This window comes from Microcystis flos-aquae FACHB-1344 (assembly GCF_014698375.1).
Classification (GTDB): Bacteria; Cyanobacteriota; Cyanobacteriia; order Cyanobacteriales; family Microcystaceae; genus Microcystis; species Microcystis aeruginosa.
Genome location: NZ_JACJSW010000227.1, coordinates 26296 through 49489, shown reverse-complemented (window position 1 = coordinate 49489; position 23194 = coordinate 26296). Strand labels below are relative to the sequence as shown.

The following is a 23194-nucleotide window of genomic DNA, read 5'->3' as shown; positions in this document are numbered from 1 at the left end:
GTAGTGACGGCGACTATTCCGTTGTCTGTCTTGCCAATTTCTCCCAGGTACTGCCTGCCAACTCCGGCGGTCAGATTGCCACTTTTTCGATGTCCTGAGTCATCGACAATCAGGGAAAATCCTCGGGGTATTTGCGTCTGGCGGCATTGGTTCATCACTTGCAACCGACATTCATTCACCTGACGGTCTGACCAGGGAGATTCGGTCAAAAAGTGATGTAATCGGTTATAAACTACTCCGACGGCATTATTGGCCATTTGAGTGAGATTTTTCCTCTCACTTTCCCCTAATAATCCTCCTAAATATTGTCTGAAGCCGTTTTTTTGCGCTTCGTTTTTGAAGCAATTGTCAAACCGCCGACACCATCGGTCAAAGCATGGGGGCATCGCGGCTGGGGTTGTCTCTTTCATCGCCGATTTTTCAACGTAAAGTGCTTACTCTTTAACGATTATACTCTATTATACTCTTGTTGATCGTTTAAGTCCCAATATTAATGTAACGCACCAGCCAATTTGACATAGTGGATTACAGTAACCTATAATATATATAGCGGTATTCAAAGTCATGAAGTACGCCGATTTTCTGGCTTGTTACCTGTTACCTCGCTCCCCATTCATAATTCATAATTCAAAGGACTAACCGCAATGTCATCGATCATTACCGAAGAAAAAACCAAAGAAATCCTAACCGAAATCCTCATTGAAATGATGCAAAACAAACGGGAACTATTTTATGAAATTGTTATCGAAGCCTTAGAAGATATTGGTTTAGCTAATGCTATTATGGAAGTATTAAATGGTGAATTTGTTCCAGAAGAAGAAGTTTTTGCTATTCTCAATGGAGAAGCTGAATGAAAATTCAATTTGTAGCTAAATTCTCCAAAGACTTAAGAAAAATTAAAGATCAAAAACTATTATCTGAGATCAAAACTGTTGTCAATGAATGCAAATTAGCTCAAACACTGGATGATATAAAAAACCTCAAAAAGCTTAAAGGTTATCAGGGTTTTTATCGTATCAAAATAGGAGATTATCGCATTGGTGTTGCAATTATTAACGATGAACTGATCTTTAGTCGATTCTTACACAGAAGAGAAGTTTATAGATTTTTTCCCTAATCCAATCCATAAAATCGTCCATTCTTTGGATAAGCCTGACTCTTTTGATAGCTTGTAGGGTGCGTGTTTGCGCGTATTTGAAGGAAATTTGTTAATAATTAAACTATTACCGCGCCGTAACGCACCATCTTAAGAAAATTGGTGTGTTACGCTATCACTAACGCACCCGACAAGAGCCGCCACTGTGTCTGGAGTGGTTTTTATTATGATTATTTAACTGCTACCGAATATCCCCCCCGCAGTAATCTCTCCCTAGTAACAGGTTTCTAGTTCCTGTTTGATATTCAGGTAGAATGAATGATATAATTGGTGCGTGGGGCGTGGCTCTCTCGTTTAAAAGCTTGTTACCTGTAGAATATAACGATCTCAGGTTTTTTGTCAAGTCTAATTTGAGGGGTTTTGCTCATGTAAACATCAGCTTTTGGGGAACTCGATACTTGACACTATTTAATTTATCATTTGTTAGAAAACTCACATATATAAAAGCTTTAATATGCCAAAAATACAACTTATTTTTTACCAAGATGAAAGAGGTAATATACCAATTATAGAATGGCTTGATAGTCTTCCTGGCAAAGCTCAAAACAAATGCTTTATCAAATTACAAAGACTGGCAGAACTAGGATATGAATTACGCAGACCAGAAGCAGACTTTTTGCGGGACAAAATTTATGAATTGAGAGTTAATTTTAAAGGAATAAATTATAGAATTCTTTATTTCTTTTATAAAAACAAAGCTGTGGTCATTTCTCATGGTATAATTAAAGAAAAAGAAGTTCTACCACTGGAAATCGAGCAAGCAATTAAAAACAAAGCTAAATTTGAAAAAAATCCCGAATTACACACCTATTTTCAGGAGTTGATATGAATACACACCAAACGACAGCCGATGGCTTACAAATTCTTTACCAACGTTATTATGCTAATAATCCAGAACGTCAATTAGAATTAGAAAAGGCTCGTATTGATGACGAAGTAGCCAGAAAAATATTTAAGATTAAGGAAACACATCATCTTTCAACAAAAGCTTTAGCAGAATTAATTAATACTGATGAATCTATTATTGAAGCCTTAGAAAATGCTGACTATGAAGGAAACTCTTTTTTGTTGCTAAATCTCATCGCTACAGCCCTAAAAATAAAGGTTAAATTTGAATTAGTTTCAGCCTAATTGTTTCAGTAATTTGCTACAATGAGAATAAGCTGTCGCGCATTTAAACAATGACAATGATAAACCTAGAAACAATTGAAGAAGATATTGCGTCTCTTCCCCTCGACGCACAACAGACTATTCTTGAACTTGTAGATATTCTCAAAAAACGATATTCTCCCAACCCACAGGAAATGAAAGAGCAGCGAACAGAAGATTGGTCTGATTTTATCGGTTGTATAGAGGCTGAACCAGACCTTTCTTTTGAATTATGAATTATGAATTATCAAAAAGAATAGAAGAAACAAATAGATATTCGGGAACGTTGTTTTGAGTATGCACTGCGAGCAATTAAACTTTATCAATAAACAATAATTTGAGAAAATGAACCAAAAAACTTACCAACTAACCTTAAACTTTGACCAGATTTTAGATTTGGTTAAACAACTCCCAGAAAGTGACAAAATAAAACTCAGTAAAGAACTCGAAAAAGAAACTTTAAATCACAAATTAACCCAACTTTTAGAAACCTTTAAAACTGATGAGCTTTCCCTAGAGACAATTACCGAAGAAGTGGAGGAAGTTAGGGCTGAAATTTATGGACAACAAGCCACCGATTAAAGTTATTATTGATACTAACCTTTGGATTAGCTTTCTTATTGGTAAACAGTTAGCCAAAACTCTTGTGCCGATTTTTTCTCCACAGCTACTTAATGAGATTAACCTTGTTACCAAAAGACCAAAATTACAAAAGCATTTTCCCAAAAGTAAAGTTCAAGAATTACTTGAACTTTTAAGCATAATTGGGTTATGTATTGAGACTAAATCAAAAATTAATATCTGTAGAGATGCTAAAGATAACTACCTTTTAGCCTTAGCCAAAGATAGTCAAGCTGACTTTTTAATTACAGGCGATCAAGATTTATTAATTTTGCAACAATTTGGAATAACTAAAATTGTTACTTATCAACAATTTTTAGTAATCTGTAGATTGGGTTGAGGAACGAAACCCAACTCAATTATTTAAAAGTGTTGGGTTTCACTATCGTTCAACCCAACCTACGATAATACTTTATTGATGATCGCTGTCAATTTAATTGATGCCCGTAATATGTTGTAAAATCGTATCTAATTTTTGGTTAATCTCATCACGAAACTCTTCAAAATTCGATTGAAGCCGATCAACTTTATCTTCAAGATGATCAATTTCCTCATAGACTCGATCAAAACTCTGGTTTAGCTCTCTTCCTGTCACTTGGGTATCTTCCAGACGCTCCAGTCGCCGATTAAGACTCCTCAATTGACGCTCCACTTCATAATTTTTATCGTTCGGTTCCTGACCTTGTGCCATAGGGAAAATCGTTGAGTGAGAATGTCTTAACTCAATTATATGTTAACCATTGACTAAATAAAGGATTCTACTTCTCTTAAATCAGCTTGTAGGGTGCGTGTTTGCGCGTATTTAAAGGAAATTTGTTAATAATTAAATTATTATCGCGCCGTAACGCACCATCTTAAGAAAATGGGTGCGTTACGCTATCACTAACGCACCCTACTGGACTGTTTCAGCTAATTTGGTGTATTAGAAAAATGCTATAAATTCTATAATCTAAGACTTTAAGCCGAAATCTATTGCCCTATTTTAATTGAAACAGTCCACTACAAGATAGGCGATTGCACTTACTCATCAATGCCCCAATTGTAAAACAATCTTAGATAGGGATCATAATGCAGCAATAAATATTCTTAAAAAAGGGTGGCAATATTTGGGAAATCATCTCAACGGTACTGTTGGGCAAACAGAAACCGACCCAAACGCCTTGGGAGAGTCCGGCCTCTGGGGTTTCAGTGGAGACATTGAGAATCTAAGCTGTCTCGTTGAACAAGGAATTTACGATAGTGATAGGTCAAGAATCCCCCGTCACAGCCTAGCTTGACGGTGGGAGTATGTCAATAAGTCGCACATCTGTGCTTCCCACACGATTAACTTGGTTTCAGACAAACTTTACTGGAATTTGGTTTGGCTGTTTCGAGTCTGACCATGAAATCCAGGATCATCCAGTAACAATGCTGACTCGATTCTATCCCGGTGGTTTTTTCCCGCTGCATGGACATCCCGGTGGTGAAGAGATTTTGGTGCTTGAAGGCAATTTTGTAGATGAAACAGGGGTCGGACGTAGAGCCAAAAAAGACAGGCATTGAGCCTGTCTAAAAAACAAAACAAATTCCCTATCAGCTGACCACAAATAAGGAGTTTTTTGCGTCAAATTTCCAAGCAATACCATCGGGATCTCTGATGCGACTCCAATCGGCAAATTCTGCTTCCGATTTATTTTTTTTGTTTCTACCCAAAACGGCTGGGGTAACTCCTAAACGTTTAGCCAAATCCGCCAAACTCATCGATGAGATGGTTTCAGATACAGTGGCTAGAGATTCTTCCCTAACTTCTGATTCTGATTGGGATAAAGAACTGTCAGGACTGTTCAAACTAGGATTAATTATCTCCTCCGGTTCTTGAATTACCGTTTCTTGAACAGCGATCGCTGCGGTATTTTCTTCCTCTTTTTCCTCAAATAATTTACCTAAATTAGTCAGAGGTTGGGAGGAGGAAATAACAGGAACCTCCGGGACGGAATTTTCGCTTTTCTCGGCGACAATCAGGGGGGATTTAGTCTCCTGCGATTGCTCTAAATTGGTCCGAGGGAATCTCGATGCAGTAATCGCAGGAATTTGTTTTTCCCCTATTTGTTCTAAAGAGGGGTCACTCTCATCAAAAATACTACCCAAGGTACTGGCGGTGATAAAGTAATAGGCCATACCCTGATCGCCTACAGCTTTTTTTTGCGCCCCAAATTCCTCAGCTTTTTTGTCTAAAAATTGTCTGGCTAATTTGGCCGTGAGATTGGCTTTTGCCGATAGGTCAATCGGGGTGAGACAACCTTGATTGTCCTGTAAAAGTTGATTGAAATAGGGGTTAATCACCGTCGATAATTTTGACCAGCGATAGTCTTGCCACACCTTGACTGCCAGAGTTAAGAAGAAGACAAGTAGGATCAATGGCCAAGCGGTAAAAACAAGGATGATTAGCACCGCTAGGGGAATGATGAGGACGAGAAACCCCGCCGTTTGACGATCGATAATTTTTCCAGTCATAATTTCATAAGCTGCCACAATTAAAATTCTTAATGGCTAGTTTGACTATCTCCTGCCATAAGTGTATATGACCAGTTTAGGCTTTATTGGTCACGCCGGTTAGTTCTAGTCGTTCAAACATGGCAAATCTTGCTTTCAGGGCCAGAGAATCATCAAGTTTTGTTAAAAAAACGGGTTTTTGATACTTTTGTTCTAAAGCTTTTCTGATTAACCAATCGGCTAAAAAGGGATTTTTGGGTAGTAGGGGACCGTGGGCATAGGTAGCGATCGCATTGTGGTAAAATGCCCCTTCATAACCGTCCTCTCCGTTATTTCCGTAACCGGTAATCACCTTTCCTAAGGGAGAAACGGTTTGTAAATAGGTACGACCCCCGTGATTTTCAAAACCAATTACTAGCGGTTTTTCCCCAGTCATAGCTTTAATTTCCTCCGCTAAGGGGGAGGCAGTAATTTCAAAAACCACGTTACCGATACAGCGTTTTGCATTGGGGCCGGGATGTTTACTTACTAGGTCTAATAATCCTAATCCCTCGATTCTTTGACCGAAAGCTGGTTCGTAATAATGTCCTAATAATTGTGGGGAACCACAGGTAAAAACTCCCGGTATTCCTGCCGATAATTGTTCTTTCATCGCCGCTGCTTTTCTCCCCTGTAAATCCCGCATAACGATCTCCTGCTGCCGATCCTGCGCCCCACCCCCAACAATTATATCTACTTGATAAAATGTCTCGGCTTCTGTTTGAGCATCTAGGGGAATAATTGTCACAGGAATATCACGCCATTGACATCTTCTTTGAATAGTAATAACATTACCTCGATCGCCGTAGGTACTCATTAAGGTCGGATACAACCAGCCGATTTTTAGTTCTATTTCTTGCATAATTTTTAATCAGGAGACAGGAGACAGGAGACAGGAGACTCCGAGACAGGAGACTCCGAGACAGGAGACAGGAGACGGACTGCATCTCAAGTTTGTAGAAATATCAAAAATTATTACAAATATCTGAACAACTGCGTGTAAGCATCTCACAAAAAAAGCTAATGTAAGCTTGCGCTTATGTCCCCCTTTTCTAATTTCTACAAAATCTTTCGACCTGTGAGAATCTCTCGTACTTCTAACATAGCAGAATAGGTGGGTAAAATATGTAAAGTTTCCTCATTTTTGGTGTTATTAAGGGCAATTTGGAGCGCTTTTTTTAGCTCGGATTCAACAATTAAATTAACGGGATAAGCGAGACTATCCTGACTATATTGTAAGCGTAAAGCCATGTCATAAAGTCGATCGCCCGTTACTACTAAAGTTGTTCCCAAACGGGTTAATTTTTCCGTATCCACATCCCAAATCCAAGAAACATCCGTACCGTCGGGGATGCGATCATTGAGAACTAAGAGAGTAGTAGAAGACTTTTCTTTCTGTAAAATATCAGCCACTGCGCGAATTGTTTCATTCATACCCACAGGATTTTTAGACAGTAAAATTCTAACTTTTTTACCCTCAATTTCTAATTCTTCCGCTCGACCAAAAGCCGCTTTAAAACCCTGAACTGTCTCAAAAATTTCTCGATCTTTAATCCCTAATTCCTGGGCTACTAAACCCGCCGCTAAAGTATTATATTTATTATAAACACCGATTAAAATCTGCGGCCAATCGTGACTATGAAAAGCAGGACTACTCTTTTTAAAGCCGCAACTAGGACAACTAAAATCCCCTAAATGGGAGAGATAAACCCCACGATAATCCAAAGAAGCGCCACACTTAGGACAGTAAATAGAATCCACAGCGTGGGGAATTTCTTCTAGATATAATTCCGGCTCACTTAAGCCAAAATATACAACTCTTTGGGGCAGTTGTTGACCCAAATGGGAAAGGGTCGGATCATCAGCATTGAGAATCACTAAAGTATCGGTGGGTAGGGGAGATATGGCCCCTTGCCAACGGCGACTAATCGTATCCACTTCCCCATAGCGATCGAGTTGATCGCGAAACAAATTGAGAGCTAAAATAGCGCGAGGACGACAATCTTTTAAAACCAAAGGGAGAATATTTTCATCCACTTCTAAAATGGCATAATCAGCCTTTAAAGTGCCGAATAAATTGGCATCGGCCAATAAAGCAGTGATTAAACCATTAATTAAATTCGCCCCAGTGGTATTATGGGTGACTTTTGCCCCTTGACGCTCTAGAATAGTTCTTAGGAGTAGGGAAGTGGTAGTTTTTCCATTCGTGCCAACCACCAAGATTACCCCCCCTCGGACTTGCCCACAGAGTAGCGGCAACAAACGGGGATGGAGACGACGGGCTATTTCCCCCGGCAAGACGCTGGCAGCCCCTAAACGGAGTCCTTTAACCACAGCAGTAACGGTTTTAGCCACCGCTACGGCTATCCCTAAACGGATGCGATCAAACAATTGCATGAACTGAGATTCTCATAGCTGTTTCGTGATTTTACCGCTAAAAGAAGACGGGTGAACGGGGTAAGTTCCCATTGATTCTTCCCTACCGACAAAAAAGACAGCCTATAATTGTAGGTAAGTTTGGCGCCGATTCCACCGCACACGACATTTTAGGGCTAGAGCTTATGGGTTTATTGACAAGATTGGGGATTTCACTGGGATTACTCGCCCTAGGCGGTACTGTGGGTGTGCTAGGAAATCAGTATTTAAGCAGAAAAGCGCCCCTAGAGGTAAATAAACCGCCGGCAATCCTCCCCGCTTCCCTCTCTCTCCCTGTTATTCCCCAAAACGACGGCAATGTTAATTTTATCGCCCAGGCCGTGCAGAAAGTCGGGCCGGCGGTGGTGCGGATTGACTCGGCCCGGGAAGTGGCCGACCAAATTCCCGAAGAATTTAAACAGCCCTTTTTTCGGCGCTTTTTTGGTAATGAAGTGCCGATTCCCAGGGAGCATTTGGAACGGGGAACCGGTTCCGGGTTTATTGTTAGTACAGATGGACTACTTTTAACTAATGCCCATGTGGTGGAAGGGACAACCCAAGTAAAAGTGACTTTGAAAAACGGTCAAACTCATCAAGGTAAAGTCCTGGGGGTTGACAATATGACCGATGTGGCCCTGGTGAAAATCGAGGCGAAAAATTTACCGACGGTGACTTTTGGCAAGGCCGAAACTTTAATCCCCGGGGAGTGGGCGATCGCTATTGGCAATCCCCTGGGCTTAGATAATACGGTTACGGTGGGCATTATTAGCGCCCTAGGACGCACTAGCAGCGAAGTGGGGGTTCCCGATAAACGGGTTCGTTTTATCCAAACCGATGCCGCTATTAACCCCGGCAATTCCGGCGGCCCGTTGCTAAACGCCAAGGGGGAAGTTATCGGCATTAATACGGCAATTCGGGCCGATGCCCAGGGTTTAGGGTTTGCTATTCCCATCGAAACCGCCCAAAAAGTGGCGGGACAGCTATCTAGCAAGGGTAAAGCGGAACATCCCTACATCGGTATCCACATGGTGACGCTAAACCCAGAATTACGGCAGCAATTGAACGAAACTAAAGAATTAAACTTTAATATTGACCAAAATGAAGGGGTAATCGTCCTGCGAGTGGTGGAAAATTCCCCCGCTCAAAAAGCCGGAATGCAAGCGGGTGATATCATCGAAACTGTGGCAGGAAACCCCGTTAAAACCGCCGCCGATGTGCAGCAAGGTGTAGAAACCAGTGCGATCGGTGGTAATCTGGAAATCGAGATTAACCGCAGGGGTAAACAACAAACTCTCACCGTTCAACCGGGGGTTTTTCCCAGCAAAACTAGCGAGTGAACTACTTTCAACCGGTCAAGGGGCGACCCCTTACCCTACACTGGGAGGAGAGAAAATAGCAGCGGAGCGATCGAAATTGAGGCAGCGGTTACAATTAAAATTATCAATTGGGCGCGGGGCTGCCCTTCTAATCGGTTTGCTGGGATTAACAGCCTGTCAACCTCCCGATCCGCCGACAATTTCGCCGACAGAATCGCCTAAAATTGAAGAAACTGGCCGCCTAATTCTCAATAATGCCACCTTAGAACAGGCTAACCCCTCGGGACAACCCCTCTGGAAAATTCAAGTCAAAAAAGCTACCTACACCCAAGACCAAAAAATCGCCCGTCTGGAAAATATCAAGGGTAATATCTATCAAGATGGGAAAGTAGTTTTACAGGTTAGTGCTGACCGCGGTGAAGTTTACAAGGAAGGCCAGGAAATTCTCCTCAAAGATAATATTGTGGCTGTAGATCCCCGCAATAAAGCCATTATTAACGCTCCTGAATTGCGTTGGCTACCCAAGGAAGGTATTTTAATCTCCCCCAAAGGGATCAAAGGTAGTCATCTACAACTAGAAGCCAAGGCCCGCCAAGGACGCTACGACACGCGCCAAGAAAAACTAGAATTACAAGGTCAAGTGGTGGCTACCGCCAAGGAATCTCGTGTCGTCCTGCAAACCGAGCGCCTGTACTGGGAAATTCCGCAACAGGTCATTAGTACCGATCAAAAAGTCGCTTTTGATCGCTATATTAATAAAACTATTATCGATCGCCTTACTGCTATCGGTGGTCGTTGGGAAAGAAAAAATAATCAGGTTATCCTGCAAGAAAACCTCGAATATCGCTCTTTAGAACCACCTTTACAGATTTCTGGTTCTCAGGCAATTTGGAACTATCAAAATCGTACCCTAACTTCCGATCGCCCCACGGAAATTTTTCAATATCAAGATCAAATTACTATTACTGGTAATCGTGTGGTGGTGGAATTAGGCAATCGCATCGCTTATCTCAAGGACGGGGTTAAGGGAATTAATCAGAAAACTGGGGCGCAATTGTATAGTCAGATTTTAACTTGGAAAATGTCGGAAAAAATTGTCGAGGCCGAGGGGAATATTATCTATGAACAACAGGAACCAAAATTTAATCTCACTGGCGATAAAGCGATCGGAACTTTAGAAGATAATAACATTGTTGTTAGTAGTAGCTCCCCCGATCGAGTTGTCACCGAGATTTATCCCCGTTAACAGGGAAAATTAGCCAAAAAAAACTCTCCCCAAAAAAGGGAGAGAGGGGGGGTAAATATTTAAAACCTTACCATTTGAGCAGGTTAAACTGTTCCATATCGATCGTGTCGCGGTTACGATAGATAGTCAGGATAATCGCTAAACCCACGGCTGCTTCGGCTGCCGCTACGGTAATCACGAAAATAGTAAAAATTTGGCCTCGGATATTAGCGGGGTCAAGATAGTTGGAAAAACCCATTAAGTTAATGTTAACGGAATTGAGCATCAATTCGATCGACATTAAAACCCGGACGGCATTGCGACTGGTGACTAAACCGTAAATTCCGATACAAAACAAAGCCGCCGCTAATAACAAATAATACTCTAACTGAATCTGCATGATACCTCTTTCTTTTGTCCTATTTAGGGGCGGTTAATTCTCTAGGTCGTTCGGGTAATGTTAAAGCTGTGGCCGTAGGTTCTTCAGCTTTTAGGGTGGGGATAAGGTCACGACGAGCTAAAATAATTGCTCCGACCATGGCCATTAATAACAGCACGGAAGCTAATTCAAAGGGTAGCAGGAAATCACTAAAGAAATGCTTACCGATTTCTACTAAAGTATTAGTTACTACGGCGGGAGAAGTGCTAGAAATTGACCAAGGCGTGATTAAAACCATGGTCGATAACAGCACAAATAAACCCACACAAACTAAAGCTGTAGATGCCCGACGAATCCAACGTTTAGGAATATCAGAAAAGTCCTCTTGCTTGTTAACAAGCATAATGGCAAAGAGAATTAAAACGTTAATTGCGCCCACATAAATTAGAATTTGTGCCGCCGCTACAAAATCAGCATTTAGTAAGAGATATAAACCGGAAATGCTGATAAAAACACCGCCCAATAAAAAGGCGGAATAAACGATATTAGATAATAGTACCACGCCTAAAGCGGTCCCGATTACCAGGGCTGCTAAAATGCCAAAAGATACTATTTGAACGCCCTCGGCTAAATTCACAGTAGTTCCATCTCCTTTTAGGTTTGAGAGTTATTAATTATTAGTTATCAGTCAGGGATTAGGTGATGGGGTGGTCACTGCGTGCGCGTTGCGGGGGGGATTGGGGAGAAAAAGCTGTCTCGGAGCCCCCTAACTGCTAATTAATCGGTAATTTCTTCCGGACGTTTACCAGCGCGTTGACTACCGGCGGGTAAATCGTGGGGTTCGATGACACCTTTAGGCAGATAACCTAATTCCCTCAGAGGTGTCACCATCGGGTCTTGGGTGACTTTGTAGGGTAAACGGCCTAGGGCGACGTTATCATAGTTTAATTCATGACGATCATAGGTCGCTAGTTCGTATTCTTCGGTCATGGACAAACAATTAGTCGGACAGTATTCCACACAATTACCGCAGAAAATGCAGACCCCAAAATCGATACTGTAGTGTTTGAGTTCTTTCTTTTTAATTTCCTTGTTAAAAGTCCAATCCACTACCGGTAAATTAATCGGACAAACTCGCACACAAACTTCACAAGCGATACATTTATCGAACTCAAAGTGAATTCTACCCCGATAACGTTCCGAGGGAATTAACTTTTCGTAGGGATATTGGACGGTAATCGGACGACGACGCATATGATCAAAGGTAACGGATAAACCTTCGCCGATGTATTTCGCCGCTTGAATGCTACCTTTGGCGTAATCGCTGACTTGTTTGAGGATGTTAAACATGATGGTCAGAGGGGTAGTAGGTTAACAGGGCAAAAACGGGAATTAACCGCCAAAAGCAAAGGGAAAAGCTAGTTTTAGGGCGGCGGTAAGTAGTAAGTTAACTAAAGATACTGGTAAGAGGAATTTCCAGCCTAAATCGAGTAATTGGTCAATGCGAACCCGGGGTACGGTCCAACGCAAGAGAATAGCGATGAAGATGAGAAAATAGGCTTTTAATACTGTCATCGTAATCCCTAGGGAAGCGGTGATAATTTGTAGCCAAGGATTGGTTTCACTCACTCCCAACCAGCCGGCCAAAGCATTGACAGGGATAGGAAATTCCCAACCGCCAAGATAGAGGACGGCGAAAACTAGGGCCGACAGCACGAGGTTAACGTAGGAACCCACATAAAAGAGAGCGAATTTCATCCCCGCGTATTCGGTTTGATAACCGGCGACTAATTCCTCCTCCGCTTCCGGTAAATCGAAAGGCAGACGTTCACACTCAGCTAAAGCGGCAATCCAGAAAATCAGAAAACCCACCGGTTGGCGCCAGATATTCCAGCCTAAAATGCCATAACCGGATTGTTGTTCGACAATATCAATGGTACTGAGACTATTAGACATCATTGCGATCGCTAATACCGATAAAGCCAAGGGAATTTCATAACTAATCGATTGCGCCGCCGCCCGCAGGCCTCCCAGCAAGGAATACTTATTATTCGAGGCATAACCCGCCATTAATAAGCCAATGGGGGCAATACTGGACAAGGAAATCCATAAAAAGATACCTACGTTTAGGTCAGTAATCACCAGATTTTGACCGAAGGGGACGATGAGATAGGAGACAAACACCGGCATCACCACCAAAATCGGCCCGAAGAGGAATAACCAAGGGTCAGCCTTAGCGGGGACGACATCTTCTTTAAAGACTAATTTCAGACCGTCGGCGACCGGTTGTAAAACGCCCAAGGGGCCTGCGTATTCCGGCCCGATACGCTGTTGGACGGCGGCGGAAATTTTCCTTTCTAACCAGACGCAGACTAAAACCCCCACCGTGGCGGCTATAATCATCAGGAACATGGGTAAAGGCATCCAAATCGCTTTAGCCAGTCCTCCACTTAATCCCAGGTCTGTTAGGGATTTAATGAAACTTTCTTGTAAATCTATGCCTTGATTCATATTTGGCGATCGCTGTACTGTCGATAGTTCGGCATGGTCCGAAGATTTTTAAGCAAATCTTATAGCCTAGTATACAGTTAGTCGGTCTGAGGGTTATCAGAAAGTGATAAAGGCTTCAATTCTTAGAGCCAAAGAGAGTCAAGGCATCTTGAGTCCCCCGCCGAGAATAGCTATTAGTCAATAGTTAGACTCTGAATCTATCAATGTTCCCAGCTGTTTCTTCGGGCCGAAAACCTCGGCTAGTGACCAATTATTCACAGGAAAAAAATGGAGATAACTTACCGTTTAGGCAGTTAAAGCCGCTCTCCAGTCCCTTGTGCGATAAGTTTTACCGACTGTTAAAATCCAGTTATCGAGCGTTTCTGGCCACTCCCTGCTATTTATTGTGATAAGCCGCCTGTAGATCCCGAATCGAAAACAAAGCTTGAAACTTTATTCCCTGAGATTGGTAAAATTCCGCCCCTCCTTGCTCTCTATCCACCAAAGCAATGATTAAATCTACTTGATAACCCGCATCCCGTAATCTTTCTACCGCTACCATGGCACTTTTCCCCGTTGTCACCACATCTTCGAGAACAACCACTGCAGCCCCGGGGTTTAAAGTCGGACCCTCAATATAAGCCATAGTCCCGTGACCTTTTGCCTCTTTGCGGACAATTAAAGCTGGAATCGGGCGATTTTCGTAGGCAGATACCACAATAACGGCGCTGACAATCGGATCCGCCCCTAGGGTTAATCCTGCCACCGCTTGGGTATCTGGAGGCAGTAGCGACAGCAATAAACGCCCCACGGCTAAAGCTCCCTCCGCAGTGAGGGTAACTTGTTTGCCGTTGATATAGTAGCTGCTTTTTTGTCCTGAAGACAGGGTGAAATCCCCCTCTCCATAGGCAAGACGGACAAGAGCATCGAGGAGAAATTGACGCAGGGAAGCAGTGTCGAGATTCGCTACCGAGGAATTAGCCATATTTTCAGGATTGGGAGCCTGACTGACTCCAAAATTTCGGTTACAATTAAGCCAAAAGTCATTATATATTGACTCGATCGCTAGTATTGATTTCTTTCTCATCCCATTGACGCGATTTTTTAATTAACCCTATCCCTGTGAGGAGATTTTTAGCCATGCGCGCTCAATTTTTACTTCCTTCCCTGTTTTGTTTAACCGGTTTAGTCTGGTTGAGTTCGCCTATTGCGATCGCCCAACGTTCCCCCGCCACCACTCCGGCACCGGTAAAAACCCAACAATTGCAACTTGTCCCCTCTCCCGATACGGCGGTGGGATTTAATAATATCCCCGGTTTGTTTAACCGCGCTGTTAATAACAATACGGGTCGTTTCTACGACTACACCAGCATTTTAGGACAGTTCAACTCTCGGGAGGGTTGGCGTACTTTTATGCAAGGTTCCTATTTCGATAATATGATTACCCGGGATGCGAAATTGGTCGAAACTTTATACTATGATGTCATGCAACAGCAACAGTCTGGCCCCTTAATTCGCACCCAAGATTTACCCAATCCCTTCGATACTTCCCTACAGGAAAATCCCAGTTATTTAAGTCCTGGCGGCTTTTAATTCGCCAATTCAACTCGGAATTGGCGAACAATGTAATGGGTCGAGAATCTTCTTTGAAGGTTCCCGAACTGCGGCGAGATGCCTTTTTAAGTTCGATCGAAGCTCCTTGAGAAGCTAAACTCTCACCCATTTGGCAATATCAAGGGTTTTGTCATAACGATAGCTCATGCCATCATTGGCAACAATTATTTGACCTCGACTGGCTTTATTTTTGATGGTACTTAAGCTATAGTTGGTCAGTTTTTGCATTTCTTGATGGGTAAAATTGTCTTGATTGTTAATTTCAGAGACAATTTCTATCGTTTCATCAACGGTTTTGGTATTGTTAGAATGAGTTGCAATCGCTGCTGATGGATGATAGTCTTCCATTCTCATTAAACGCCAAGTAGAATCCTCGGAAAGTTCCAAAACCTTTTGATGGTAGTTAAACAAACTTTCTCGATGTCCGACACTAATAAAGGTCTTGCCAGTTTGTTGTAACTGTTTATATAAATGATCTTCATTTTTTAAATCTAAAGCACTGGTGGCTTCATCTAAAATCACAAAATCTGGCTGATTAACGAATAGTCGCGCAAAGGCTAGACGCTGTTGTTCTCCTAAAGATAAAATATTTTCCCAATCCACTTCCTCATCAAAATTTTTGATGCGATTAAGAACATCTTGTAGGTTAACTTCTTGTAAGATTTCTTTTAATTGGGATTCACTCATCTCCGTTGTCGTTTGAGGATAAATTAGCTGTTCACGCAAGTTTCCTAAAATGATATAAGGACGTTGGGGTAAAAATAATAAATCGTCGAGGGGAGGTCGCACCAAATGACCTGTCCCTGTATTCCATAACCCAGAAATAGCGCGTAAAAGAGAACTTTTTCCTCGACCACTTGGCCCAACAATTAATAAACCTTTCCCTGGTTCAACGGATAGGGATAAATGTTCGACAATCACTTTAGCGGCATCGGGAGTTTGTAAGGTGACATCCTCAAAAGTTAGATTGTTATCTTCAATGACTTGAATGGTATTAACTGGGGTTTTTTGTTTGCTTACACCCTCTAAAGCTTGGTAAAACTCTTCTAAACGTTCAATATAATTAATAAACTCACCGGAGCGTCCAAATTCATCCACTAACACGGATAAGGCTGTGGAAAAGAAATAGCAACAATAGCTGGCTTGGTTAACTTGTCCAAACTCAATTTCACCACTAATATATAATGGGGAAACAATTAAGAAGGGGAAGATTTGAACAATGGATTGATAGCCTCGGTTAAAAAATTCCTGGGTTCTTTCCCAATTAATTCTTTCCATCATGATTTTAATCACCTGATTGAACTTTCTTTGAATAATATTTAACTCTTTTTCTTCCCCTCTAAAAAATGCAATTGATTCAGCGTGAGTCCGAACATGAGTAATGGCGTATTTATAGGTTCCTTCGATTTCTAATTGTTGTTTATTGACTTTATTTAGTTGTTGAGTAATATAGGTGGCAAGAATATTTCCAATAATCGTATAAACCAGAAGCACAATAGAAATGGTTTTAGAAATTGACCAAAGGATGACAATAAAAACCAGCATCTCCATAACTTTTTCAACACAGGTTGTTAAAAAGTCCATCGTTGTTCTGGCAATGGGTTGAATTTCTTGGGATAAACGTTGATCTGGATTTTCAATATCCCCTTTAAAATTAATTTGATAATAAGCACGATTTTTAAAATATTTTTGCAAGATACTACTATTGATCCATTGATACCAATCCAGCGCAATTAGTTTTTTAAGAAACCTAGACAATCCTGTGAAAAACGTCATACTGCCTAGAGTAATCCCATAAATAATGACAAAATGAGTTAATTTTTCTGCATCCCTAGCTTCTGTGACGCTAATTAAGTCTCTAAAAACAAAACTATTAAAAGCATTAAGACCTACTACTCCCACTAATAATAAAAACAATAAAACGAGCATTCCCCAGGAACGAATAATCTGCGAAAAAGCTCTATCCTGGTGTTCTTTAGGATACCAATAAACTTGAATAAATCTTAAAAATTCTTGAAGAGATTGATTGAAAGTTCGGGTATCTTCTTTGAGATTTATAGTATCTGAGGCTTTTTCTGCAACATTCATGGAATTCTTCTCGCACTAAAATGGGGGACATTAGAACTTTTAAGGTCTATCTATTGAGTTAGACACTAATTCAGCATACCATAAAAATCTGCATTATTATCACAAATTCTATTACTACTATTTTCTAGATTTTTTACATATCAGGAATCAATATTAACCTATTGTTTAGGCATTGGAGCAGATTCATAATCGTTTGATAATTTTGGCAGGATTACCTGCAACGATTGTAAAAGGTTCTACATCTTCTGTTAGAACCGAACCTGCTCCAATAATTGCTCCTTTCCCAATCGTAACTCCTTTAAGAATTCCAACATTAAATCCAATCCAAACATGATCTTCTATCACCACAGGTGCAGATTTTATATCAAGATACTTAGTATCCTTAATCAGATTATTTAAAATTGCTACTTCCACAAAATGTTTATGTCTTAAAACATAATTTAATGAATGAGCATCAGTGTCATAAATATTGACATCATCGGCAATTATAACTTCATTGCCAATTTTGATAGAATTTGCTGATCTAATTCCAGTTTTCTCACCAATATAACAATTTTTACCGATTTCTATTTTTCCATCATGGGTAAATAAAAACAATTCACCTAATATTATGGTATTTTCTCCGATAGTAATTAAACTTTTATCTACCCTATAATTTTCACACTTTCCGATAAATTTTACGGAACTGTGAACCGTGGCATTTTCGGAAAGTTGTTTACGTTTTTCGATTCGTTCTTGTTCTTCTAAGAATTTTGAAATTAATAAATATAATTTATGTTTTAAGTTAAACATAACATTTCCCTCTTAGAATTGATGCTCTGGATATTTTGAATCTGGGTATGAGATAAGCTGTGCAATTCAGCTTATGGAGTGTGATGAAATCGATCATTTATTGTGTTAAAAACCCACTTTTAGTAAAATATTCAAAATAAGTTTTTAACAATCTGTCATCAATTTTTGGAAAATTAAACGCTGTACCCTTTAACCCCATTACCGTATTTTGAGCATCAAACTGGGGGGGATAACCTGCGGATAAATTTTCATCTGAAAAATTATCTAACACCGGAGATAAAGCATTATCTGTATTAATTTTACATTGTTCTGTTAAATGTGATCGCCATTTTTCAAAAGAAACCAACTGCAACGGATAACCCATTTCCCGAACACAATCAAATAAGTCACGATTTAAGGTTGGGTGAGAATTCAACAAATGAAATGCTTTCCCTAAAGAGCTTTCTTGACTGGCTAAATGTATAATTGCACCACTCACATAATCCACAGGAGTGAGGTCTTCTGTACTATCGCCAAAATCAGGAATCATTCCTAATTGAATACAGCCTTTAATCATACGACAAAACAAATCTTCTCTATTACAAATTCCAGTTTTACTATGTCCAATAATTCGAGATGCTCTGAAAATTGTCATCGGAAGTCCCCGTTTTCCAGCTTCCATGATTAATTTTTCAGCGACCCATTTACTTTGAGTATAACCGGCATTGAGTCCATGATTTATACCCAGGGGATCAGATTCTTGAATTAAGTTTCCTTGAGCATAACTGGGGGAAAAAACAGAAATCGTCGAGACAAAATGGACAGGTTTGGTTTTAATTAAGCACGCTAATCTCAAGATTTCTGCTGTTCCTAAAACATTAGTGGGTTTCAGTATTGAATAGGGATAAATGGCATTAACCCAAGCTCCATTATGATAAATCAGATCAATTTGATTGGCTAATTCCAGAAAATCAGGTTCACACATTCCTAAACGTTGTTGGGATAAATCACCAATAACAGGAATAATACGAGAGCTTTTCTGTTCATCCCATAATTGAAAGATTTTTAATTTCTGGTAAATTTTCGCTTGAGCTTGTTCTAAACTTTTGTCTCGAATTAAACAATGAATATTAGCTTCGGTTTTGTCCAACAATTCAGCTAATAAATGAATTCCGAGAAAACCCGTAGCTCCTGTTAGCAAAATATCAGCAGGTTTTTGAGGAAAGGGAGCCACAAGATTCGGCGGTTGAATGGAGGGATCTAAGGTAATTTCGACTTGCCAATCTGGGATTTGATCACTCTCAATTGTATCAGATAAATTCAAGTCTAAATTAGAGGATAATCCTGCTACCGTCGGTTCTGAAAAAAGATAGTTTAAAGGAATATTAATAGCTAATTGTTCTCGCAGTCGAGAAATCACTTGGGCAGCTTTTAAAGAATGACCACCTAAGTCAAAGAAATTATCGAAAATACTAATTTGCTTTAACCCTAAAACATCTTGCCAAATCTCAGCAACAATTTTTTCCGTAGCTGTTCGGGGTGTAATCATCGTTTTTTGCTCCTGAATTTCGGTGGGTGCGGGTAAAGCGTTACGATCAATTTTCCCACTACTCATTAAGGGCAATTCTTGAAGCTGTACAAAGAAAGCTGGAATCATATAATCTGGTAATTTCTGTTTCAGAAAACTTCGCAATTTTGCAGGATCAATGGATGGAGATTTTGGCACAATATAAGCCACTAATTGTTTATTATTTTTTTGATCTTCTCGAACAATTACCGCCGTCGCTCGGACATCTGGGTATTCAGTTAATACGGCTTCAATTTCGCCAATTTCAATGCGAAACCCTCGAATTTTGACTTGATTATCAATGCGTCCTAAAAACTCTATATTTCCATCGGGTAAATAACGAGCTAAATCTCCAGTTTTGTAGAAACGTTGATATTCTGATGAATTAAAAGCATGAGTAATAAATTTTTCACGGGTTAAATCATCGCGATTGAGATAACCTTTGGCCAAACCTAAACCTCCAATTAACAGTTCTCCTGGTATTCCAATGGGGACTTGTTGCAAATAGCGATCACAAATATAAACCTGTGTATTTGTAATCGGTTTACCAATGGCAACAGAATGAATTTGAGCAATTTTATGAATGAAATTGGGATTAAAAACTGTGCTGGTTATCGTCGCTTCTGTCGGACCATAAGCATTCAACCAAGTGATATCTTCTCGTTGACTATTTGATAGTATTTTTTGCCATAATATTAATCGCTCTGGTAATACTTCTTCACTTCCTGTAATCACTAAGCGTAGGGTTTCAGGTAAGGTTATTAAAGTTTGAGATAAATCTAATACCCATTCATGCCAATAAGTAGCAGGAAGATTAATTACCGTTAAACGATTGTGCTGAATAAATTGAGTAAAATCGGCTAAAGAAGGGAATATTAATGCAGGACGCATGACTAAAGTTGCACCCGTTAAAAAGGTTGGATAAATTTCTTCAGCAGCTACATCAAAGGTAAAAGAAGCAAATTGTAAAATTCGATCACGATTTGTTAAATCATAGAATTTAATGATTCCTAAACTATGATTAACTAAACTTTGATGTTCAATCATAACCCCTTTAGGAGTGCCTGTTGAACCAGAGGTATAAATAATATAAGCTAAATTATTTGGCTGAATAGGGTTAACTAAATTGTTTTGGCTTTGACTAACAATTAAGTTTTCTTCATTATCCAGACAAACCACTTCTGCTTGATGATCACGGAATAAATTAACCAAGGTATTTTGAGTGATTAATACCGAGACTTGAGCATCATTTAAGATATAGTTTAAACGCTCTTGGGGATAATTGGGAGCTAGAACAAGATAAGCAGCACCCATTTTAAGAATTGCCAAAAAACTGATAATAATAGATACAGATTGTTCTAAACAAATTCCCACTAACGATTCAACTTTAACCCCCTTAGATTGGAGATAATGAGCTAATTGATTGGCACGATAATTTAAGTCTTGATAGGTGACTTTTTCCTTGCCCCATTCTATGGCAATATCATTCGGCGTTTTTAAAACTTGATGTTCAAATAATTCATGAATACAAACCTTTGGATTTTCAGCAATATTAGTCTGATTCCATTGAGCTAATAACTTTTGTTCTGATAACGGTAAAATTGGTAATAATTCAATTGATTGTTCAGGATTAACGGCAATTCCTTCTAATAAAGTTTTAAAGTGGGTAATCATGCGTTCAATCGTGTCTTGATTAAACAACGCGCAATTATAATCAAACGATCCAACTAAACCCTCAGTGGTTTCTTGCATGGCTAAGGTTAAATCAAATTGAGCAATTAAAGCATTCATCGGAACGGGAGTTAATTTTAAATCCGCCATCGAAAAATGATTAATGTGCAGCATATCTTCCCAAGAAAACATCACTTGGAATAAAGGACTATAACTTATATTTCGTTCAGGATTTACCGCTTCTACCACCTTCTCTAAGGGTAAATCTTGGTGTTCATAAGCTTCTAAAACTACTTGTTTGACTTGATTTAATAAAGCTTTAAACGAGAGATTTTCTTTAAACTGAGTGCGAATGGGTAAGGTATTAATAAAGCAACCAATTAAGGGTTCAATTTCAGGAAATTGTCGATTTCCACTGGGAATTCCAATCACAATATCTTCTTGACTGCTATAACGATATAATAAAATATTAAAAGCCGTTAACAGCGTCATATTCAAAGTAGCGGTTGACGTTTGGCTAATATTTTTCAGGTTTTGGCTTAATTCTGGACTTAGTTTAAATGTACAATTATTGCCTTTAAACGTTTGTATGGGAGGACGAGGATGATCAGTGGGAATTTCCAATAACGGTGGAATTCCCATTAATTTTTGTTTCCAATAATTAACTTCCTGGGTGAGTTTATCTCCTTGTAACTGTTGTCTTTGCCAAACGGCAAAATCACCATATTGAATAGGTAAATCGGGTAAAGGATTAGATTGTTTTTGTAAAAAAGCTTGATATAAACGAGAAAGTTCTTGTAGTAAAACTTTCATTGACCAGCCATCAAAAATAGAATGGTGTAAACTCAAAAATAAAAGATAAGAATCAGCTTTTAATTTAACCAAAAAAGTCCGCATTAAGGGGGCTTGGGTTAAGTCAAAGGGAGTATAAATTTCTTGTTCGGTTAATCGCTCTAATTCTTGGGTTTGTTCCGCAGAAGATAAAGACTGTAAATCCAACAAAGGCAAATTTAAATGAATTTTCTGGTTAATAATTTGTCGGGGAATTTCGTCAAATTCTTGAAAACAAGTTCGCAACAATTCATGACGTTGCATAATAGTTTCTAAAGCTTTTCTAAAAATATTAATATCCAAATTGCCTTCAATTTGAAAGCGAAACGGCATATTATAGGTATAGCCTTGAGATTCTAATTGGTACAAAAACCAAAGTCGTTCTTGGGAAAAAGAAAGCGGTACAAATTGAGACGGATTTCTAGTCGGTATCGTATTTGTTTTTAAACCGATTCCTTTTTTTTGTAGTAATAGCTTCAGTAATTTTTGTTTGTCTTGAGAATTATGGTTCATTTTTGACATGAGTTAATAGGATTTATTTAATTTAGTGATTTTAGGTTGGTTTCATGGATACAAATCAACCTAAAAATTGTTTAATTATTGATGCTAAATAGCGGTATAACCTCCATCTACCATTAAAATTGCTCCAGTGACATAAGAGGAAGCTTCGGACGCTAAAAACACGACAGGGCCAATTAACTCTTCTAAATCTCCAGTTCGTTTCATGGGAATTCTAGTATATAATTCGTCCATTTCATCGGAAGTTGAACGTAAACCTTCTGTTCCTTCCATCATATTATTCATATAGCCCGGTGCAAAAGCATTGACTCGAATTTTGTGACTAGCTAATTCGACCGCTAGGGATTTTACTAATTGATTGACACCACCTTTTGCGGCGCTATATGCTCCTGAAGATTTGGGAACAGCAACGAAAGCACAGATAGAAGAATTCATAATAATTGAACCTGCTGTTCCTTGTTTGATCATTTGTTTGGTTGCGAGTTGAGCGCAATTAAAATAACCTTTTAAGTCAACATTAATAACCTGATCCCATTCAAATTCTTCTAATTCATCAGTGTTTTTGAGAATTTCAACTCCTGCATTACAGACCATAATATCGAGTTGACCATAATGAGCAACCGCCTGGTTAATTAAATTCTGACAAGCTTGACGTTGACGAACATCGGTCTCAATTGCGATGGCTTCGCCTGCTGCTTCTTGAATCAGTTGAACCGTTTGTTCAGCACCAACTTGATTAATATCACCAATTACCACCTTAGCTCCAGCTTGTGCTAATCCTTGCGCTAATACCCGACCAATTCCTCGGGCAGCACCCGTGATAATTGCAACTTTACCTGTTAAATCAAAGAGATGATTTGTCATTTTTTTT

General features: G+C 39.6%; 25 protein-coding genes and 1 pseudogene. 12 read left to right on the top strand and 14 right to left on the bottom strand.

The features are described 5' to 3' along the window. A partial coding sequence (locus H6G48_RS24600; protein ID WP_190723719.1) for a transposase occupies positions 1-410 on the bottom strand: 410 nt, incomplete at its 3' end. Between the two features lie 234 nt (positions 411-644). On the opposite strand from H6G48_RS24600, the gene H6G48_RS24595 reads away from it, so the two are divergent. The 7 genes from H6G48_RS24595 to H6G48_RS24565 all read left to right on the top strand — a co-directional run bounded on the left by H6G48_RS24595 (position 645) and on the right by H6G48_RS24565 (position 3266). Next, entirely contained in the window at positions 645-854 is a 210-nt protein-coding gene (locus H6G48_RS24595; RefSeq protein WP_190723718.1) for a hypothetical protein, read from the top strand. Further along, the gene (locus H6G48_RS24590) at positions 851-1117 is read left to right on the top strand and encodes a type II toxin-antitoxin system RelE family toxin (protein WP_002734670.1); all 267 of its coding nucleotides are present in this window, start codon (positions 851-853) and stop codon (positions 1115-1117) included. Before H6G48_RS24595 ends, H6G48_RS24590 begins: the two co-directional genes overlap by 4 nt. A 493-nt stretch (positions 1118-1610) precedes the next feature. After that, a complete protein-coding gene (locus H6G48_RS24585; RefSeq protein ID WP_002734817.1) occupies positions 1611-1985 on the top strand; it encodes a type II toxin-antitoxin system RelE/ParE family toxin in 375 nt (124 codons plus the stop codon). Continuing rightward, the gene (locus tag H6G48_RS24580; RefSeq protein ID WP_002732780.1) at positions 1982-2287 is read left to right on the top strand and encodes a helix-turn-helix domain-containing protein; all 306 of its coding nucleotides are present in this window, start codon (positions 1982-1984) and stop codon (positions 2285-2287) included. Before H6G48_RS24585 ends, H6G48_RS24580 begins: the two co-directional genes overlap by 4 nt. Positions 2288-2337: 50 nt before the next feature. After that, positions 2338-2541 (top strand): hypothetical protein, encoded by a 204-nt coding sequence (locus H6G48_RS24575; RefSeq protein WP_190723717.1) that lies wholly within the window; start codon positions 2338-2340, stop codon positions 2539-2541. A gap of 109 nt (positions 2542-2650) precedes the next feature. Continuing rightward, complete coding sequence (gene vap15 / locus H6G48_RS24570; RefSeq protein WP_061432407.1) at positions 2651-2887, top strand: type II toxin-antitoxin system VapB15 family antitoxin; 237 nt, start codon at positions 2651-2653, stop codon at positions 2885-2887. Continuing rightward, a complete protein-coding gene (locus H6G48_RS24565) occupies positions 2865-3266 on the top strand; it encodes a putative toxin-antitoxin system toxin component, PIN family (RefSeq protein WP_190723716.1) in 402 nt (133 codons plus the stop codon). The genes vap15 and H6G48_RS24565 overlap by 23 nt, the downstream gene beginning before the upstream one ends. 93 nt (positions 3267-3359) lie before the next feature. On the opposite strand, the gene H6G48_RS24560 is transcribed toward H6G48_RS24565, so the two are convergent. Continuing rightward, on the bottom strand, positions 3360-3617 hold the full coding sequence (locus H6G48_RS24560) for a hypothetical protein (protein WP_190723715.1): 258 nt from the start codon (positions 3615-3617) through the stop codon (positions 3360-3362). Positions 3618-3948: 331 nt separating this feature from the next. Here H6G48_RS24560 and H6G48_RS24555 point away from each other — a divergent pair. Both H6G48_RS24555 and H6G48_RS24550 read left to right on the top strand, forming a co-directional pair. Then, positions 3949-4203, top strand: a pseudogene (locus H6G48_RS24555) (zinc ribbon domain-containing protein); the annotation flags it as partial. Between the two features lie 31 nt (positions 4204-4234). Further along, a complete protein-coding gene (locus H6G48_RS24550; protein ID WP_249267838.1) occupies positions 4235-4468 on the top strand; it encodes a cupin domain-containing protein in 234 nt (77 codons plus the stop codon). Positions 4469-4498: 30 nt separating this feature from the next. Here the strand turns inward: H6G48_RS24550 and H6G48_RS24545 are convergent, their stop codons facing one another. The 3 genes from H6G48_RS24545 to H6G48_RS24535 all read right to left on the bottom strand — a co-directional run bounded on the left by H6G48_RS24545 (position 4499) and on the right by H6G48_RS24535 (position 7834). Further along, complete coding sequence (locus tag H6G48_RS24545) at positions 4499-5419, bottom strand: hypothetical protein (protein ID WP_190723720.1); 921 nt, start codon at positions 5417-5419, stop codon at positions 4499-4501. A gap of 76 nt (positions 5420-5495) precedes the next feature. Next, positions 5496-6299, bottom strand: a complete 804-nt coding sequence (locus tag H6G48_RS24540; RefSeq protein WP_190723714.1) for a type 1 glutamine amidotransferase — start codon at positions 6297-6299, stop codon at positions 5496-5498. Between the two features lie 197 nt (positions 6300-6496). Beyond that, positions 6497-7834, bottom strand: coding sequence for a Mur ligase family protein (locus H6G48_RS24535; protein ID WP_190723713.1), 1338 nt, complete (start codon positions 7832-7834; stop codon positions 6497-6499). Between the two features lie 164 nt (positions 7835-7998). Between H6G48_RS24535 and H6G48_RS24530 the strand changes: the two genes are divergently transcribed. Beyond that, positions 7999-9189: an HhoA/HhoB/HtrA family serine endopeptidase gene (locus tag H6G48_RS24530; RefSeq protein WP_147068702.1), complete on the top strand. Its 1191-nt coding sequence runs from the start codon at positions 7999-8001 to the stop codon at positions 9187-9189. 76 nt (positions 9190-9265) lie between these two features. Beyond that, complete coding sequence (gene lptC / locus H6G48_RS24525; RefSeq protein ID WP_190723712.1) at positions 9266-10414, top strand: LPS export ABC transporter periplasmic protein LptC; 1149 nt, start codon at positions 9266-9268, stop codon at positions 10412-10414. 67 nt (positions 10415-10481) lie between these two features. On the opposite strand, the gene nuoK is transcribed toward lptC, so the two are convergent. From nuoK to pyrE, 5 genes are all read right to left on the bottom strand, one after another. Beyond that, the gene (gene nuoK, locus H6G48_RS24520) at positions 10482-10787 is read right to left on the bottom strand and encodes an NADH-quinone oxidoreductase subunit NuoK (protein ID WP_197533180.1); all 306 of its coding nucleotides are present in this window, start codon (positions 10785-10787) and stop codon (positions 10482-10484) included. Between the two features lie 25 nt (positions 10788-10812). Next, entirely contained in the window at positions 10813-11409 is a 597-nt protein-coding gene (locus H6G48_RS24515) for an NADH-quinone oxidoreductase subunit J (protein ID WP_002762100.1), read from the bottom strand. A gap of 140 nt (positions 11410-11549) precedes the next feature. Continuing rightward, positions 11550-12122, bottom strand: a complete 573-nt coding sequence (gene ndhI / locus H6G48_RS24510; protein ID WP_002733194.1) for an NAD(P)H-quinone oxidoreductase subunit I — start codon at positions 12120-12122, stop codon at positions 11550-11552. A gap of 42 nt (positions 12123-12164) precedes the next feature. Beyond that, the gene (gene nuoH, locus H6G48_RS24505; protein ID WP_002762098.1) at positions 12165-13283 is read right to left on the bottom strand and encodes an NADH-quinone oxidoreductase subunit NuoH; all 1119 of its coding nucleotides are present in this window, start codon (positions 13281-13283) and stop codon (positions 12165-12167) included. Between the two features lie 376 nt (positions 13284-13659). Next, a complete protein-coding gene (gene pyrE, locus H6G48_RS24500; RefSeq protein WP_002796350.1) occupies positions 13660-14349 on the bottom strand; it encodes an orotate phosphoribosyltransferase in 690 nt (229 codons plus the stop codon). Between the two features lie 53 nt (positions 14350-14402). Here pyrE and H6G48_RS24495 point away from each other — a divergent pair, with 53 nt between their 5' ends. Then, complete coding sequence (locus tag H6G48_RS24495) at positions 14403-14855, top strand: hypothetical protein (RefSeq protein WP_002796351.1); 453 nt, start codon at positions 14403-14405, stop codon at positions 14853-14855. Positions 14856-14969: 114 nt separating this feature from the next. On the opposite strand, the gene H6G48_RS24490 is transcribed toward H6G48_RS24495, so the two are convergent. The 4 genes from H6G48_RS24490 to H6G48_RS24475 all read right to left on the bottom strand — a co-directional run bounded on the left by H6G48_RS24490 (position 14970) and on the right by H6G48_RS24475 (position 23187). After that, on the bottom strand, positions 14970-16964 hold the full coding sequence (locus tag H6G48_RS24490) for an ABC transporter ATP-binding protein/permease (RefSeq protein ID WP_190723711.1): 1995 nt from the start codon (positions 16962-16964) through the stop codon (positions 14970-14972). Between the two features lie 183 nt (positions 16965-17147). Next, positions 17148-17756 (bottom strand): acyltransferase, encoded by a 609-nt coding sequence (locus H6G48_RS24485; RefSeq protein WP_190723710.1) that lies wholly within the window; start codon positions 17754-17756, stop codon positions 17148-17150. 97 nt (positions 17757-17853) lie between these two features. Beyond that, positions 17854-22326: a non-ribosomal peptide synthetase gene (locus tag H6G48_RS24480; RefSeq protein WP_190723709.1), complete on the bottom strand. Its 4473-nt coding sequence runs from the start codon at positions 22324-22326 to the stop codon at positions 17854-17856. A gap of 84 nt (positions 22327-22410) precedes the next feature. Further along, positions 22411-23187 carry an SDR family NAD(P)-dependent oxidoreductase gene (locus H6G48_RS24475; protein WP_190723708.1) on the bottom strand — a complete coding sequence of 259 codons (777 nt, stop codon included), beginning with the start codon at positions 23185-23187 and terminating at the stop codon, positions 22411-22413. Between the last annotated feature and the right edge of the window lie 7 nt (positions 23188-23194).